Origin of the sequence: Peribacillus frigoritolerans, from assembly GCF_001636405.1 — a bacterium.
Taxonomy (GTDB): Bacteria; Bacillota; Bacilli; order Bacillales; family DSM-1321; genus Peribacillus; species Peribacillus frigoritolerans.
The window spans coordinates 5,222,258-5,238,636 of record NZ_KV440950.1 but is presented as its reverse complement, the minus strand read 5'-3'; the positions used below and the strand labels follow the sequence as shown (position 1 = coordinate 5,238,636).

The 16,379-nt window shown below is 41.9% G+C and carries 18 protein-coding genes; 14 read left to right on the top strand and 4 right to left on the bottom strand.

The genetic code is table 11. From position 1 onward, the window contains the following. Nucleotides 1–255 precede the first annotated feature (255 nt). The 11 genes from gatC to A6755_RS24700 all read left to right on the top strand — a co-directional run bounded on the left by gatC (nt 256) and on the right by A6755_RS24700 (nt 11,047). Nucleotides 256–546, top strand: coding sequence for an Asp-tRNA(Asn)/Glu-tRNA(Gln) amidotransferase subunit GatC (gatC, locus tag A6755_RS24755; RefSeq protein ID WP_034306082.1), 291 nt, complete (start codon nt 256–258; stop codon nt 544–546). A 12-nt stretch (nt 547–558) separates the two neighbouring features. Beyond that, nucleotides 559–2,019 (top strand): Asp-tRNA(Asn)/Glu-tRNA(Gln) amidotransferase subunit GatA, encoded by a 1,461-nt coding sequence (gene gatA, locus A6755_RS24750; protein WP_034306080.1) that lies wholly within the window; start codon nt 559–561, stop codon nt 2,017–2,019. A 12-nt stretch (nt 2,020–2,031) separates the two neighbouring features. After that, a complete protein-coding gene (gatB, locus tag A6755_RS24745; RefSeq protein WP_034306078.1) occupies nt 2,032–3,459 on the top strand; it encodes an Asp-tRNA(Asn)/Glu-tRNA(Gln) amidotransferase subunit GatB in 1,428 nt (475 codons plus the stop codon). A gap of 163 nt (nt 3,460–3,622) precedes the next feature. Continuing rightward, nucleotides 3,623–4,165 carry an RNA polymerase sigma factor gene (locus tag A6755_RS24740; protein ID WP_244889714.1) on the top strand — a complete coding sequence of 181 codons (543 nt, stop codon included), beginning with the start codon at nt 3,623–3,625 and terminating at the stop codon, nt 4,163–4,165. After that, nucleotides 4,162–4,629 (top strand): hypothetical protein, encoded by a 468-nt coding sequence (locus A6755_RS24735; protein ID WP_034306073.1) that lies wholly within the window; start codon nt 4,162–4,164, stop codon nt 4,627–4,629. Before A6755_RS24740 ends, A6755_RS24735 begins: the two co-directional genes overlap by 4 nt. Beyond that, on the top strand, nt 4,622–5,692 hold the full coding sequence (locus A6755_RS24730; RefSeq protein WP_034306071.1) for a multi-TM2 domain-containing protein: 1,071 nt from the start codon (nt 4,622–4,624) through the stop codon (nt 5,690–5,692). Before A6755_RS24735 ends, A6755_RS24730 begins: the two co-directional genes overlap by 8 nt. Then, the gene (locus A6755_RS24725; protein WP_063592285.1) at nt 5,689–6,615 is read left to right on the top strand and encodes a LiaF transmembrane domain-containing protein; all 927 of its coding nucleotides are present in this window, start codon (nt 5,689–5,691) and stop codon (nt 6,613–6,615) included. Before A6755_RS24730 ends, A6755_RS24725 begins: the two co-directional genes overlap by 4 nt. 180 nt (nt 6,616–6,795) lie before the next feature. Then, nucleotides 6,796–7,710 (top strand): diacylglycerol kinase, encoded by a 915-nt coding sequence (locus A6755_RS24720; protein ID WP_034306067.1) that lies wholly within the window; start codon nt 6,796–6,798, stop codon nt 7,708–7,710. 61 nt (nt 7,711–7,771) lie between these two features. Continuing rightward, entirely contained in the window at nt 7,772–8,347 is a 576-nt protein-coding gene (locus A6755_RS24715; protein ID WP_063592284.1) for a GNAT family N-acetyltransferase, read from the top strand. Nucleotides 8,348–8,799: 452 nt separating this feature from the next. Continuing rightward, complete coding sequence (gene rlmD / locus A6755_RS24705; protein WP_063592283.1) at nt 8,800–10,170, top strand: 23S rRNA (uracil(1939)-C(5))-methyltransferase RlmD; 1,371 nt, start codon at nt 8,800–8,802, stop codon at nt 10,168–10,170. A gap of 328 nt (nt 10,171–10,498) precedes the next feature. Continuing rightward, nucleotides 10,499–11,047, top strand: a complete 549-nt coding sequence (locus A6755_RS24700; protein ID WP_235568398.1) for a YitT family protein — start codon at nt 10,499–10,501, stop codon at nt 11,045–11,047. Between the two features lie 8 nt (nt 11,048–11,055). Here the strand turns inward: A6755_RS24700 and A6755_RS24695 are convergent, their stop codons facing one another. From A6755_RS24695 to A6755_RS24680, 4 genes are all read right to left on the bottom strand, one after another. Continuing rightward, a complete protein-coding gene (locus A6755_RS24695) occupies nt 11,056–11,916 on the bottom strand; it encodes a DUF421 domain-containing protein (RefSeq protein ID WP_063592282.1) in 861 nt (286 codons plus the stop codon). Between the two features lie 30 nt (nt 11,917–11,946). Beyond that, nucleotides 11,947–12,153: a DUF1657 domain-containing protein gene (locus A6755_RS24690; RefSeq protein WP_034306058.1), complete on the bottom strand. Its 207-nt coding sequence runs from the start codon at nt 12,151–12,153 to the stop codon at nt 11,947–11,949. Nucleotides 12,154–12,348: 195 nt separating this feature from the next. Next, nucleotides 12,349–13,368 (bottom strand): stage V sporulation protein AD, encoded by a 1,020-nt coding sequence (gene spoVAD, locus A6755_RS24685; RefSeq protein WP_063592281.1) that lies wholly within the window; start codon nt 13,366–13,368, stop codon nt 12,349–12,351. Between the two features lie 514 nt (nt 13,369–13,882). Further along, nucleotides 13,883–14,086, bottom strand: coding sequence for a DUF1657 domain-containing protein (locus A6755_RS24680; protein WP_057278507.1), 204 nt, complete (start codon nt 14,084–14,086; stop codon nt 13,883–13,885). A gap of 266 nt (nt 14,087–14,352) precedes the next feature. Between A6755_RS24680 and A6755_RS24675 the strand changes: the two genes are divergently transcribed. The 3 genes from A6755_RS24675 to A6755_RS24665 are packed head-to-tail and all read left to right on the top strand — an operon-like array spanning nt 14,353 to nt 16,304. Further along, nucleotides 14,353–14,757 (top strand): hypothetical protein, encoded by a 405-nt coding sequence (locus A6755_RS24675; protein WP_241637333.1) that lies wholly within the window; start codon nt 14,353–14,355, stop codon nt 14,755–14,757. Further along, nucleotides 14,754–16,031: an ammonium transporter gene (locus A6755_RS24670; protein ID WP_063592279.1), complete on the top strand. Its 1,278-nt coding sequence runs from the start codon at nt 14,754–14,756 to the stop codon at nt 16,029–16,031. The genes A6755_RS24675 and A6755_RS24670 overlap by 4 nt, the downstream gene beginning before the upstream one ends. Nucleotides 16,032–16,076: 45 nt before the next feature. Next, nucleotides 16,077–16,304, top strand: coding sequence for a hypothetical protein (locus tag A6755_RS24665; RefSeq protein WP_063592278.1), 228 nt, complete (start codon nt 16,077–16,079; stop codon nt 16,302–16,304). The last annotated feature ends 75 nt before the right edge of the window (nt 16,305–16,379 follow it).

Below are 16,379 nucleotides of genomic sequence, written 5' to 3'. Positions count from 1 at the left end.
ATCTTAGGGAACAAGTGCTTTAAAAAGGCAACATTTGTCGAATTTTAAAAGCCTTATTGTCATTTCCCCGGAAATTCCGGCAACTTTCCCATATTTCCCGGAAAATATCTGTTTTTCCTTATGAAATAATTGAATTTCGACAATGTATCTCTTGTTGCTTTACTGTGCAATAGTTTGATATGATTTAAACGATGATTATATGGAGAAAAGCGACGAAATTCAGTCGATTTGGATATTTTTTCGGAGGTGAAGAGAATGTCACGTATTTCTATGGAACAAGTTAAACACGTTGCCCATTTGGCCCGATTGGCCATTACGGAAGAAGAAGCAAAACAGTTTCAGCATCAGCTTGACCAAATGATTTCATTCGCGGAGCAGTTGAATGAGCTTGATACGGATCAAGTAAATCCGACTTCTCACGTTTTGGATATGAAGAATGTTATGCGCGAAGATGTCGCAAAACCAGGATTGCCAGTGGAAGAAGTAGTTAAAAATGCACCGGATAGCAAAGAAGGATATATCCGTGTACCATCAATAATTGAATAAGGAGGGACAATGATGTCGTTGTTCGAACAAAAGGTTTCTGAGCTTCATGAACGATTACATAAGAAAGAGATAAGTGTCACTGATCTTGTGGACGAATCGTATAAGCGAATCGGACAGGTAGAGGACAAGGTGAAGGCATTTTTGACACTTGATGAAGAAAACGCCCGCAATCAAGCAAAACGTTTGGATGATCAATTGGTAAAAGGCGAGAACGAAGGCGCTTTATTTGGTATGCCAATCGGAGTGAAGGATAATATTGTCACTAAAAATTTACGTACGACTTGCGCGAGCAAAATTTTGGAGAACTTTGATCCAATCTATGATGCAACCGTTGTTCAAAAGCTACAGAAGGCAGAAACGGTTACGATCGGTAAATTGAATATGGATGAGTTTGCGATGGGTTCTTCCAATGAGAACTCCGCATTTCAAGCAACACGCAACCCTTGGAACACGGAATATGTGCCAGGCGGTTCTTCGGGTGGTTCAGCTGCATCTGTCGCTTCCGGTGAAGTCCTATTCTCTTTAGGTTCCGATACGGGTGGATCGATCCGCCAACCAGCGGCATATTGTGGTGTCGTCGGCTTAAAACCTACATATGGACGGGTTTCCCGATTCGGCCTTGTAGCATTTGCGTCTTCATTGGACCAAATCGGACCTGTTACAAGAACTGTTGAAGATAACGCTTATTTGCTTGAAGCGATCTCAGGAGTAGACCCAATGGATTCGACCTCTGCTAATGTTGACGTGCCGAATTTTGTGAATTCATTAACAGGCGATGTTAGAGGATTGAAAATAGCTGTACCTAAAGAATACCTTGGTGAAGGCGTTGGTGAAGAAGCGCGTAATTCCGTACTTGAAGCGTTAAAAGTATTAGAGGGTCTTGGAGCTCAATGGGAAGAGGTTTCCTTGCCGCATTCCAAATATGCTTTAGCTGCCTATTATCTGCTATCTTCATCGGAAGCTTCGGCTAACCTTTCACGTTTTGACGGTGTGCGTTACGGACATCGGACAGATAATGCAGAAACTCTTATAGAAATGTATAAGCAAACCCGTGCAGAAGGATTCGGTGACGAAGTGAAACGCCGTATCATGCTTGGAACGTTCTCCTTAAGTTCCGGTTATTATGATGCTTATTATAAAAAGGCTCAAAAAGTACGTACATTAATCAAAAAAGACTTTGAAGATGTCTTTGAAAAATACGATGTCATCGTTGGGCCGACTACACCTACGCCTGCATTTAAAATTGGTGAAAAAGTTGACGATCCATTAACGATGTATGCGAATGATATCCTGACGATTCCAGTCAATCTTGCTGGCGTACCGGGTATATCCGTGCCATGTGGATTCGCAGCGAATGGTCTTCCGCTTGGACTGCAAATGATTGGGAAGCATTTTGATGAAAGCACGATTTACCGCGCGGCTCACGCATTTGAGCAAGCAACAGATTTTCATAAACAATTTCCTAAGCTGTAAGGGGTGAAAATAATGGACTTTGAAACGGTGATTGGTCTAGAAGTACACGTAGAATTAAAAACGGATTCTAAAATTTTCTCAGCGAGCCCAAATCATTTTGGTGCCGCTCCAAATAGTAACACGACTGTAATTGACCTAGGCTACCCAGGCGTATTGCCTGTCGTCAATAAAAAGGCTGTTGATTTTGCAATGAAGGCTGCAATTGCCCTGAATTGCGAAGTGGCGGAAGTTACGAAATTCGACCGGAAAAACTATTTTTACCCGGACAATCCTAAAGCATACCAAATTTCACAGTTCGATCAACCGATCGGTGAACATGGTTGGATTGAAATCGAAGTGGGCGGCAAGAAAAAGAAAATTGGCATTACCCGCATTCATATGGAAGAGGATGCTGGAAAGCTGACACATAAAGGGAACTATTCGCTTTGCGATTATAACCGCCAAGGTACGCCTCTTGTTGAAATCGTATCCGAACCGGATATCACTTCCCCGGAAGAAGCGTATGCTTATTTGGAAAAGCTGAAATCCATCATTCAATACACGGGCGTTTCCGATTGTAAAATGGAAGAAGGATCACTTCGTTGTGATGCTAACATTTCCTTGAAACCTGTTGGCCAAAAGGAATTCGGTACGAAAACCGAATTGAAAAACTTGAATTCATTCAACTTCGTTCGCAAAGGGTTGGAGCATGAAGAAATCCGACAAGCGGAAATCTTGAATGAAGGCGGCATAATTGAACAGGAAACTCGCCGGTTCGACGAAGCTACAGGCAGAACCGTACTAATGCGAATTAAGGAAGGCTCCGATGATTACCGTTATTTCCCGGAACCGGACTTATTGACGATCCATATTGATGAAGAATGGAAAGCTCGTATCGCTGCCGAAATTCCGGAACTTCCGGATGCACGGAAAAAACGCTATGTCGAAGAATTTGGCTTACCTGAATATGATGCAGCCGTTTTAACGGTAACGAAAGAAAGTGCGGATTTCTTTGAAGCGACAGTTGCTTCAGGTGCCGATGCAAAACTAGCATCTAACTGGATCATGGGTGAGGTTTCCGCTTTCTTGAATGCAGAAGGCAAAGAGCTGCATGATGTCAAATTGACTGCTGAATCATTGGCTGGAATGATCAAGCTGATTGAAGATGGCACGATTTCGTCTAAAATCGCTAAAAAGGTTTTCAAAGAATTGATTGAAAACGGCGGGGATGCTGAAACGATCGTCAAGGAGAAAGGATTAGTCCAAATTTCCGACGAAGGCGCATTGCGTACAGCCGTTGAAGAAGCATTAAATAATAACCCGCAATCCATTGAAGATTTTAAAGCCGGTAAACAAAAGGCAATCGGCTTCCTTGTCGGGCAGATTATGAAAGCGACAAAAGGACAAGCCAATCCACAACTTGTTAATAAAATTTTGGTGGAAGAAATCAATAAACGTTAATGTTGACCGTATCACTTTTAAAGTGGTACGGTTTTCTCTTGATTAAGGAAAGAGTTTACTGAGAAAAATAATAAGCGGAAAAATAACTTTGAGTTATCTGTAGGGGTAACTCCTTTTTGTGTCGTCTATTACATGAATGTTTATCAGGAAAGGGGGAAGAGAAGTGTCCGATGAGTTAGTTGAGATGGTAAGGGCTGGGAATGATCATGCATTCCGAATGTTGATTGAAACTTATAAACAGACGATTTATAGAACCGTCTATTCCGTCTTGCGGAATCAAAAGGATGCAGAAGATGTTACCCAGGAAGTCTTTATCAAAATCTACACTTCTCTTCCTCAATATAAGAACCAAGGCTTCAAAACTTGGATTACCCGAATTGCCGTCAATCATGCAATCGATCTAAAGAGAAAGAGGGAACGCCAAAAGGAAGAATTACAGGACGAACATTCATCGGAAGTTAATTTGGGCTTAACGGATGATGTCGAGGCAGTATTTTTTCGGAATGAAAGGCGAAAGCAAGTATTACGGAAGCTGAATGACCTTCCAGAGGGATATCGGGACGTTGTATATGGCTATTACATAAAGGAAAAGACATTCAAGCAAATTGCAGAGGAACAGCAGATTCAAGTGAAATCTGTGGAAGTGAAGCTATACCGGGCAAGAAATTGGATGAGAAAACATTGGAAAGAGGAGGATTTTTCATGAATCATGTTTCAGAGGCACAATGGGTTGCATATTTGGCAGATGAAATACCAGAGGCTTTAAAAATTGAATATGAAAATCATCTATACTCTTGTGACAAGTGTTTGTCCGTCTATATGGAAGCGATGGAAAAAGAAGAAACAAGTCTGGACCTTGAAGTATTTGATATTGCAGGTCCAGTCATGGACTCGATTAGCCGATTGAAAGGCGGCTCTGTTGAAGAGTCTTGGCCACACCGAAAAGAGAAGTCACTTCGGACAATCACAAGACATTACCTGATTGCGGCCGGATTTACGATTTTATTAATGGCAGGCGGGGTATTTCAATCATTGACAGAATACGTGGATTCTGTGGAATCAAGCAGTGATAAGAAAACGCAGTCCTTGACCGAGGACCTTATTGATAAAACATTTACTTGGATGGATACAATCGAAAAGAAAAATAAGGAGGGGTTTAGAAATGAATAAAAGTCCGGTATTAGCTTTTTTATTATCCTTTCTGCCAGGTTTCGGACATTTTTACCTAGGAAGGCAATATAAAGGGCTATTTTATTTTCTTGCCACAGCTGGATTGGGGCTTGGAGGTCTTTTTCTTTCGTTGATCAGTCAATCGGATGCGTTTCTGGCATTTTCCGTTATTGGAATGGTGTTTTATTTCATCAGTATATTTGATTTGGTGGTCACCTCACTGAGGAATCCTAAAAGTGAAGAGGGTATGGAGGGAATGGCAAATCAGCCGGAAGCGGAAAGGTTTTATGTAATCATCCTTTCATTCGTTCCTGGGTTAGGGCATTTTCATCTAGGCCTCATGAACCGTGGGCTCATTTTTCTCATCAGCTTTTTAGGCTTTGGCATCATGGTGATATTCATCAGTGTGATGACACAAATGGAAGGCCTGTTAATATTCATGGCACTATTGCCTGTTATCTGGATTTACAGCTTTTTTGATTCTGTTCAACAGCTGAATAAAAAGCAAAGAGGTGAGGAGCTTATCGATCGGACCGTTTTGGAAGATTTCGAGGAGAGACGGGAATCCGGGAAGAAGAGTAAAGCGGTCGCGACTTTATTCGCTATTTTCCCTGGTGCAGGTCACTTATATTTGGGGCTGCAAAAACGCGGGATTCAATTGATGGCCGGCTTTTTATTCGCCATTTACATACTGGATTTACTCCGGTTGGGTTTCTTCTTCTTCCTTATTCCGATTATCTGGTTTTATAGTTTTTTTGATGGATTGCAAAAAGCATCAAAAATGGAAGAGGGTCCAGTAGAAGATACGCCCATCATTTCAGGAATGGTCAATCATCAAAAATGGTTAGGGTTGGGTTTGGTGGGAATTGGAATCTATTTCTTGGCCAGTAATATGATCGTCCCGGCGATCGCTCCCCATTTAGATGAATGGATTGGAAGCAACTTGGAATATTGGTTTAGGGATTATTTTCAAAAAGGCCTTGTATGCATCCTTCTAATAGGCGGAGGAATCAAATTGCTGTCGGGAAGTAAAAAAGGGAGCGTCAAGGAGGAGACAAAATGAGAACATGGAGAGTCGGAACGATTTCAATGGGGATCTCCCTGGTTGGTTTGGGTTTTGTTTTACTCGTTTCTCAAATTGCGGATATGAATTTGACGACGATTCTGCTATCATGGTGGCCGTTGCTGTTCATTATCTTGGGTGCAGAGATTCTCTTCTATATTTATTTTTCCAGAAAAGAAAGTTCTTTTGTGAAGTATGATATTCTTAGCATTCTTTTCGTGGGATTGCTTGGAACGACGGGAATAGTTTTAATTCTGCTTACATCAAGCGGATTGATGGATCAAGTTAGGGCTGCCGTGAATAGTGAAGAGAAAACGGTCAATTTGCCTGGTTTCAGTCAAAAGGCAGGAAAAGGCATACAGAGAGTTGTCCTGGACCCTGGCCCATACCCATTGACAATTGAAAGTGGTAAGGACGAAGAAGTGTCCGTTTTTGGAACATATGGTGAGCGGGTAATGGAAGATGCTGATTCATTATTGAACAATGCGGAAGATTATTTACTTGTTGAAAGAAATGGTGATACTCTTTATATTAGCTTCAAGGATTTACCGAGTCAAAATGGACTTTTGGACAGTGGTACAAGGAATCTTAAGGCAACCCTTATAATTCCTGCTGAGTTGGCAGTGGAGATAGACGGTCAAAGTACCGATCTTGTCTTGAAGCCTAGAAAGCTCTTGAATGACTGGAGTGTGAAGGACAGCGGAAATCTAAGTATAGTCCTTCAGGATAATAGTGATATCAAGATAGATGCTAGAGGGGTCGAGGAACTTGAAGGCCCCGAGAGTGGCTGGAAGATGACTGAAGTGAAAAAAGGAACAAGTGATGAAGGCATTGTAAAAAAGAATGGGATATTCAATAATGGTGATGGGAAACATACTTTAACGGTTACCGATACATTTAACGTGAACGTTCAATATCCATGATTGAAATCATTTACTAGAATAAAATTGTAAAAAGCATTATAATTTTCCCTGATAAGATTTCTAGTAAAATGTAAAAGATATGGACCGAAATACGGTCCTCTTTTTTTCGAATATTGCTTTTCATGTAACGAAGGATTAAGATGTAAATTATGGAATCAATATGTATAAGGATGATGGGAAATGAAAAGAGCAAGGTTGATTTACAACCCGACTTCGGGCCGGGAAGCCATTAAGAAGAGCCTGCCAGGTGTGCTAGCGAAGCTTGAAGAAGCTGGTTATGAAGCTTCTGCACATGCGACGACCGGTGCTGGGGATGCGACGAAAGCGGCAAAGATAGCGATTGAACGCGGCTATGAGGTAGTTATTGCAGCAGGGGGCGACGGTACGATTTATGAGGTTGTTAATGGACTGGCCACTGCAGAGAAACGTCCGAAACTAGGAATCATCCCGACGGGAACGACCAATGATTTCGCGCGGGCGCTGCATTTACCGAAGTCGATCGAAGGGGCAGCCGAAATTATTGCCGGCGGGCATACGATGCCGATCGATATCGGGAAAATGAACGATAAGTATTTTATCAATATTGCTGGCGGGGGCAGATTGACCGAATTGACCTACGATGTGCCGATCAAGCTGAAAACGATGCTCGGTCAGCTAGCGTACTATATTAAAGGAATTGAAATGCTTCCTTCAATTAAGCCGACGGAAGTTTCTATTGAATATGATGGAAAGCTTTTTGAAGGGGAGATCATGCTTTTCTTGGTGGCTAACACGAATTCGGTCGGCGGCTTCGAGAAACTGGCCCCTGACGCCTCTTTGAATGATGGTATGTTCACGTTGCTTATTTTAAAAAAGGCAAACCTGGCTGATATTGTCCGTGTCGCAACATTGGCAATGCGCGGTGAGCATATCCATGATAAAAACGTCATTTATGAAAAAGCCAATCGAATTAAAGTACAGGCCAAAAAGGATATGATGCTTAATTTGGATGGGGAATTTGGCGGGATGGCCCCAGCTGAATTCGTCAATCAGTATCGCCATTTTGATGTATTCATCCCGCAAGGACTACTGCCGGATGATCCGGCAAATAAATAGGTTGAAAAGGCCACTGAATCTGGTGGCCTTTTCAGTTTAATGAAGCAAGGAGAATTGCAACATGTATATCAGGAAAGCGACACCGGAGGATGCGGACAAGGCAGCCATATTGACCCGGTTAGCGATTAAGGAAATTGCAGAGGTTTTGACAGGTGAAACGGAAGAAGAAAGAATACTTTCCGTTCTTGCCGAGTTGTTCAGGAAAAGTGGGAATCGGGTCAGCTATGAAAATACGCTTGTCAGTGAACATGATGGACAAGTATCTGGATTGATCATTGCTTACCATGGCAAGGATGCCGAAAGCTTGGATGAACCGATAGTGAAACAATTAAGGATGAAAATGAAAGACCCAAGCGTTACGCTCGATAAGGAAGCGGAAATGAGAGACTTTTATTTGGATACAGTATCCGTCGACCCGAATTTTCAAGGAAGAGGAATTGGCAGTGCACTGATTCAATATGTGGAGGAATACGCTAAACATAAGGGGTATCCAAGAATTTCTTTAGTCGTTGAAAATGAAAATGTAGCGGCGAATCGTCTCTATGGCAGATTAGGATATATAGAAATGAAAACCATTTCGATTAGCGGCCATGAATTTCGCTATATGGTAAAGGAAATAGAAGAACCTCCTGTTTAACAGGGGGTCCTTTTTAGTTCTTTGAAGTTTGGCATTGTATGCGATTACATTTGCTGACCATTCATGGCGGCCCAATCAGCGTAAGCTCCGGTGCCGTTACAGCCGGGACAGTCGTGTATATCGGAAAAATGATATTCCGTAGGTACGAAGGAGCTGTATCCACGTCCGTAACAATCTGGACAGAGGCCTTTTTCCTCCATACTCGCTCGATGTTTTTCTATCCTTGTAGCATTCCAGGCCGATATAGAGTTAAATAAACCCATTTCCTCACCTCTTTTGTTTTTCCTTATTTTTCTTTTTTTATTGAACTTTTATTCATGGAACTATGAAAAATCCGTAATTCCTTCCACTATATTTTTATGAAAACCAGGGTAAATTGGTGAGTGGTTTTGTGGCAAGGCCCCTATTGTGGTAAAATACAGGCTAGCATAAAAAAGAAAAGAGAAGATGATATGAAAAAAACAGCACCAGTTGCTAAAAATGATATAGTAGAGGTTTTATTTGAAGATTTAACACATGAAGGAGCTGGCGTCGCTAAAGTCGATGGCTACCCGATCTTTGTTCAGGGCGCCCTTCCAGGTGAAAAAGCAAAAATCAAAGTGATGAAGGCTAATAAGGGTTATGGCTTCGGGCGCTTGATGGAGATTATCGAAAACAGTCCATACCGGGTTGAGGTCACGACTGAAGACTACCATAAGTACGGTGGTTGTCAGCTGCAGCATATGAGCTATGAAGGACAGTTGGAATTCAAGGAAAAGCAAGTACGTGAAGTGATGACACGCATCGGGAAACTTGAGGATGTGAAGGTTCATCCGATCATCGGGATGGAGAATCCAACCCATTATCGCAATAAAGCGCAAGTGCCTGTTGGTGAAAAGGATGGCAAGCTAATAGCAGGGTTCTTCAAACCGCGGACACATGAAATCGTTGAAACGAAAGAAAGCATTATCCAAAATGAAGTGATTAATGAATCCGTTCAAGTCGTTAAAGAGATTTTCAGTAAACTTGGTATTCCCGCTTACAATGAAGAGGCACATAAAGGTGTATTGCGGCACATCATGGCCCGTTATGGCAAGCAAACAGGGGAATTAATGATTGTTCTTGTTACTAGAACGAAAAGTATCCCTTTCATTGAAACCATCGTGAAGGAAATCGTTGAACGTCTTCCACAAGTTAAATCCATCGTTCAAAACGTGAATTCCAAGAAAACGAATGTTATCTTAGGCGATAAAATGACTGTGCTATGGGGCGACGAAGTGATCCATGATATGATCGGTGATGTGAAATTTGCGATATCCGCAAAATCCTTCTATCAAATCAATCCAGATCAAACGAAAGTCCTTTATGATAAAGCTCTTGACTATGCAGGGCTGACTGGTGAAGAAACGGTGATAGATGCCTATTGCGGCATTGGGACCATCTCATTATTTTTAGCTAAAAAAGCGAAAAAAGTAATCGGTGTCGAAGTGGTCGAAGAAGCGATCGAAGACGCACGGCGCAACGCTGAATTGAATGAAATCTCAAATGCAGAATTCATGGTCGGCGATGCAGGTAACGTTATTGCTGAATGGTATCAAAAGGGCAACACTGCTGATGTCATCGTGGTGGATCCGCCACGCAAAGGTTGTGAAGAATCCCTTCTGAATACGATCATCGAGATGAAGCCTAATAAAGTCGTATACGTATCATGCAACCCAGGCACTCTAGCGCGTGATCTTCATATCTTGGAAGAAGGCGGATATAAAGCAGTTGATATCCAGCCTGTCGATATGTTCCCGATGACGACACATGTTGAAAATGTAGTGTTATTAGAGTTGAAATGATTGAATGTGGGCCCGGTCTAATTGACTGGGCCACATTTTTTATGTTTACAACAGTTAGAAAGGAGACCATGCCTCAGGAGGTAGCAGGGCTGCTTTGGGTCAGGTTGTTTCGGGAGAATATTTGAAGAAAGATAGGTTCCCGAACCCCTTTGTCAACGAACTGTTGGTCCCGGTCTAAATGACCGGGACCTTTTTCATGTAGTTAAATTGAAGAAAAGGGAGGGGGATTTTTTTTTTTGCATGATTATTCTTGACGCTCTGACTTGGACATATATTAAGAAATATATGGATTGGGAGGCAAGGTGATTTTATTAATTTTCAAAAAGCGGTGGCTGTCATTGTTGGTAGCTTTTTGGTGGGCATTGGAATAAATGGATTTTTGGTTCCTCATCATTTAATAGATGGCGGCGTAATTGGGATTGCACTCATCCTTCATTATTTCTTTAGTTTTCAAACGGGACTATCCATGTTGGTCCTTAGCATTCCTATATTTTTATATGCCTGGTATTATGAACGCCCTTTTTTCTATAGCAGCGTTCACGGATTGCTTTTGACATCCCTTTTTATGGATTGGCTTAATCCATTGAAAAAGGTTTTTTCCATTTCAATACTGGCAAGCTCCTTGATTGGCGGTGTCATCATAGGGATGGGCATAGGACTCATGCTTCGATATGAGACAAGCAGCGGGGGGACGGATATGCTAGCCAAAATCATCTCAAAATCCACCTCCATGGATATTGCTTTAGCGATTATCGTCATAGATACATTAATCATTTCAGCTGCAGCATTCACCTTAGGTATCGAAATTTTTCTTTTTTCATGTGTGACGATCGTGATCATTGGACTGGTCACATCGCTTATGAAAGTGAGGGAATGAATATATAATCAGTTCCTTAAGATATGGGCTACGTTATCTATTGCCTTTTGCAGCTTTTCGCTATTTTTGCTAAACATCTCTTTAGCTTCTTTTGATTCAGTTCCAAGTGCAAACAACTCCAAGTCCGCTTGGCACTTCTTCAAGGTCGCGAGCATAAGAGGCTTTTCTTGAGGAGAAGGGACTTTAAGTTTATCATCAAAAAGATCCACAGTTAATTCTCCGTTAGAATTAGCTTGACCAAGAAAAACATTTTCGAGGATTACTCCCAACTTATCAAGTTCAGTATGAAGCCAATTTCGGTTCAGGCCAATGGTGGAAAGTGGTTCATCAAGTATTAGGCCGTCCATGATGATGGTTTGTGGCTCCTTTACTGCAGCTACTGGCAGATTAAGGTCCTTAGGTGTTACAGGTTGATTTTGCTTCTTTAACATTACGGAAAAATCCCCATTGGCTTCCAATAAGGCAAACTCAACTTCAGAAATATCGAAGACATCCTTTTTTCGGAGCAATCCCAGCAATTCATCGATGGTATATTTCTCTTTTTTTAAATTATCTTCCATGACTTTCCCATCTTTGATGAATACCGATGCTTTTCCTTCAATAAGATCACGGAAAGTTTTACTTTTCAAGGATATTAATCCTGCAATGAAGGGTGCTATGGCAAAAACGAGAATGGACAGTACGCCATGTATAATATTGCCCTCCACTTTTGTAGCTAATTCTGCCCCAACATTACCAATGGTTATGCCTGTTACATATTCAAAAAAGGAAAGCTGGGACAATTGTTTTTTTCCTAACACTTTAGTGATCAAAAAAAGAACAATTAAAAAGAAAAATGAGCGTAAAAGAATTTCTATCCAATCCGGCATTACCAAACACCTCCTGCTTGATCATGGTTATTAAAAACCTTTATATTGTGGTTCTTCCCTTTCTAACTCGCCCACGCGCTTTTGTACATCCTTCCTGACTTCATTCACCACCAGCATCGTTTCATGCAAAATGCGTTTAGATTCATCATCTTGAGTCCGGAGTGCTAAGCTGGATAAGCCCGCTTCAACTCCTTTTAAGCTAGAAACACATTGTTTGACATTGGAAGCTATCGTCATGCAGCATCCTCCTTATCTTTTTAGGTCGTCTGAAATAATGACTCGGAACCATGAGCGGCTGTTATCCAGGCACTGGTTGCAAAACAACCGATCAATCGATGCTTTTTTCACACCCGCTAAGACTACGGAAACAAACTCCGCAGCCAAGAATTGTTCAACCAGTATGAGCAGGTGTGCGTGTTCAAACATTAAACCTTAGTTTTGTGCTTCTCCGTCATATTCAATCGATACGGCATGGGCGATGCATGGAATCGTCTCGCTTTGTTGAAAGGATAGGGGAGATAGCAAGGCGCCCGTGGCCACGACGAGCAATCGTTTTATTTCTCCTTTTTTCATGCGATTCAATAAATGACCATAAACGACGGTTGCGGAACATCCAGGGCCGCTTGCCCCGGCCAGGACCGGCTGACCATCCCTGTATATCATTAAACCGCAATCTTTGTATTGCTCTTCTATAATCGGCGTGCCATGTTTTTTAAATAATGCCAGAGAAACTTCATGTCCGATCTTTCCTAAATCCCCGGTCACTATCAAATCATAATAGGATGGGTCGATGTTTCTTTCTCTAAGATGCGCTTCAATCGTATCTACAGCGGCCGGAGCCATGGCACCGCCCATATTGAAAGGGTCGGTCAATCCCATGTCGATGACACGGCCTATCGTAGCTGAAGTGACCCTTGGGCCTTCCCCGGCACTGCTTAATAAAGCCACGCCAGCCCCCGTAACGGTCCATTGGGCTGTCGGAGGTTTTTGCCCTCCGTATTCAGTTGGGTAGCGAAATTGCTTTTCTACTGCGGCGTTATGACTTGATGCTCCTGTCAATAAGTACTCTGCCCCTTTGGTGTTGACAAGGTATGCACCAAGAGCCAGTCCCTCCATGGAGGTGGAGCAGGCGCCAAATAAGCCGAGATAAGGTGTTCCTAGTGTTCGACAGGCAAAACTGGTAGGGGTAATTTGATTGATTAGGTCGCCTCCTAGGAAAAATTGTATCTGTTCCTTTTGTAGACCCGCCTTCTCGATTGCTTTTGTACTCGCTTCCTCCAATAAGATTTTATGTGCTTTTTCATAGGTATCTTGGTTGATCCATAAATCGGAATGGAGAAGATCGAAATCATCCGCAAGCAAACCGTCTGCTTCAAATGGACCGCCAACGGTTCCTGTGGAGACGATGACAGGCTTTTGATCAAACACCCATGTGCGATGCCCCGTAAGCATTATTAAACCACCCCATTGTATGAGTATTGTCAGTAAGATTAAACAAAGGAATAACATAAAAATCCATCAGCCGATTTGAATATAGTACAGCCATTACCTAAAGGAAACCTTTGGCCCGATGTTCAATGGTCACCGCAACCTGAAAGTAACAAAGCAGCCAATTCGGTCAAACAAAATCCGGAGATAAAGCAGTCAGCTTTTACTTTTTATCATTTAACATCCTTGTATCTCATCATTCGGCGTCAAAAGTCTTTCTGAAGTCCAGGACAATCGTAATTCTCAAAACGATTTTCTACGATGATTATTAAGTGGCAGTCGATCATAATTTAAGAATTACAGCTTTTTCATCCGCAGTTCAAGTCTAGTATGTAACCCTTTGGTAGTTTGTGATTGGCTTAAAGATTTTGTTCTACATTATTTTTTGATATAGAAAAAGGAATGAAAATTTTATTCTTGGTTATGGAAAGAGATAAAAAAGGCTGGTTGCTTTAACCAACCTTTTTTATATGGATGATCATTGTTTATATTGAGGCTCCTCGTTTTGAATCTCTTCAATGCGAGGAGTGATGCTGTCGACAATCGTTTGTGTTTGTTGGGCAGCTTGTTGATACAATTGTTTGGCTTGCTCATTATCTGTAGAAAGGGCGAAGGTTTCAAAGCTCGCCTGAGCGCTTTTTAACCCTGCTATAGTTGTTTTGACATCGTTTATAACTGTCATATATGAACCCCCTAATTTTTTAACTGCCTTATTAGAGTGGGGAAAAAATGATTATCTATACCTTCCAAATATATCTATGAGTGAAATCAAGTGACTAGCTTCTTAATCAAACGTTTGATTAATGGGATGGAAACAGGCATTGTTTTAATCCTCCTTTTTCAATGTACGAATCGTTTTTATTGTTTAATTATTGACCGAATTCAGAATTTTAAATATAATGTAATGAAACATAACGTGAATACGTGAGGTGATGTGACATTTATATTATGGACGATTTATATAGTAGGGTAGTTATTGAAATTTCATCTGAAGAAGTGATAAAAGGACTGCTATTCCACAAAAGCAAACAGGAGTCGGAAATTGAATCAATCAAAGGTAAAATTCATAAATATGAGCAAAAACGACGAGCTGAGGAAGCTTGGTATCAATCCCTGTCACCATTTAAACGTTTTTTTACAGGGCGTGCCCCAAGTCATCACCAGGCGGTTGAACATTTGGTGAATGTGAAAGATAGATATAAACAAATCGAGAAAATAAAACAGCGGGTCGCTTTTTTAGATGAGGTGATCGGTTTACTTGAGGCTGAACCAGAAAAAAGGGAAATGAATTTACCATCAGACATCATTAAAGAAATAATGGCCTGGCAGAAAGCGGAGGGAACGCCGAGATGACTCTAGAAACGTTAAACGCAGGCTTGGATACGATTTGGGTGGTTCTTACAGCAGCCATGATACTATTGATGGAGGGCGGGTTTGCCTTATTGGAGGCAGGGTTCGTCCGTACGAAAAATAATGTGAACATCATCATGAAGGTTTTTGCCGATATTACGATCGGAACGCTTTGCTATTTCGTCGTTGGTTTTGGCTTAATGTATGGAAAGGATGTATTTGGAATCATCGGGGCAAGTGGCTTTCTGCTGAAAGGTGATTTGTCGCACATCGACCTTACGATTTCCATGGATGCATATTGGTTATTTCAAGGGGCATTCGTCATCGCCGTCATTTCCATCGTTTCGGGAGCAGTTGCGGAAAGGATCAATTTTCGGGCGTATCTTATTTTTGTCGTAATGATGACAGCATTCATCTATCCGATTGCCGGTCACTGGGTATGGGGTGGCGGATGGTTAAGTAGGATGGGCATGCAGGACTTCGCAGGGTCTGCTGTCATTCATGCACTAGGCGGTTTTTCAGCACTTGCGGCTGCCATTGTTATCGGGCCGAGAGCAGGTAAATTCACTTCAAGGGGGACCAGCTCCATTTCGCTGCCGAGTAATCTCCCCTTGGCATCTGTCGGGGCATTCCTTTTATGGTTTGGCTGGTTTGGATTTAATGCAGGAAGCACCTTGCAAGCTACAGATGTCCGAATTGGACATATTGCCATTGTCACGATGCTCTCAGCTGCATCAGGGGGAGCGGTTACCCTGCTTTATACACTGTTTAGATATGGACGCTCGGATGCACCTTCCGTCATCAATGGCTCACTTGCTGGTCTTGTCGGGATTACAGCTGGATGTGCATTCGTTAGTGATTTGGCGGCGTTGCTGATTGGAGCAGTTTCTGGAATGTTGATGTTAGCTGCGACAAATTGGTTGGAAGCCCGGAAAATCGATGATCCGGTCGGTGCCTTTCCTGTTCATGCGGCATCAGGAATGTGGGGGACGATAGCGGTAGGGCTTTTCTCCACTGAAAACGGATTGTTTGCCGGCGGGGGATGGCATTTGCTCGGAGTTCAAATATTAGGATTAGTGGTGTTATGCACCTGGGGCTTTTCAGTGACTTGGCTTGTTTTTAAAGTTATAAATGTTTGGCTGCCGATAAGATCGACTGAAGAAGAAGAAGAACTTGGGTTGGATATCAGTTATCATGGCATCATGGCCACACATACCTCGCCGGAGTTCATCAAGGTCGAGGATTACTATAAGCAGGATGAAGAATTGACAAGGTAATATCTATAATACAATGGTAAAATCAAGTAAGAGGTGAATTTTTAAATGGGTGTATGCAATCTTAATCATTCGCAGCAAGATGTCAGGCTAAAATTTGAGAGCCAAAAGGCATTTTTACCAACACAATTGAGTCAAACATTAGATCGATATCTTGAAAAAGGGATTTCGCAGGAAACATTGAATGAACTTTTTCATCTATTGAAGAAGTATGACTTGTCTACCCAGGAGGAACAGGAATCTAGAAACGAAAAGTTGAAACGGATCATGCCGTAAATTAGAAAGAGCAGGAGTGTAAATATGACTCCCGCTCTTTTATTTTCTTGGCTCTTTTCGTAAAGATTGTTGTTT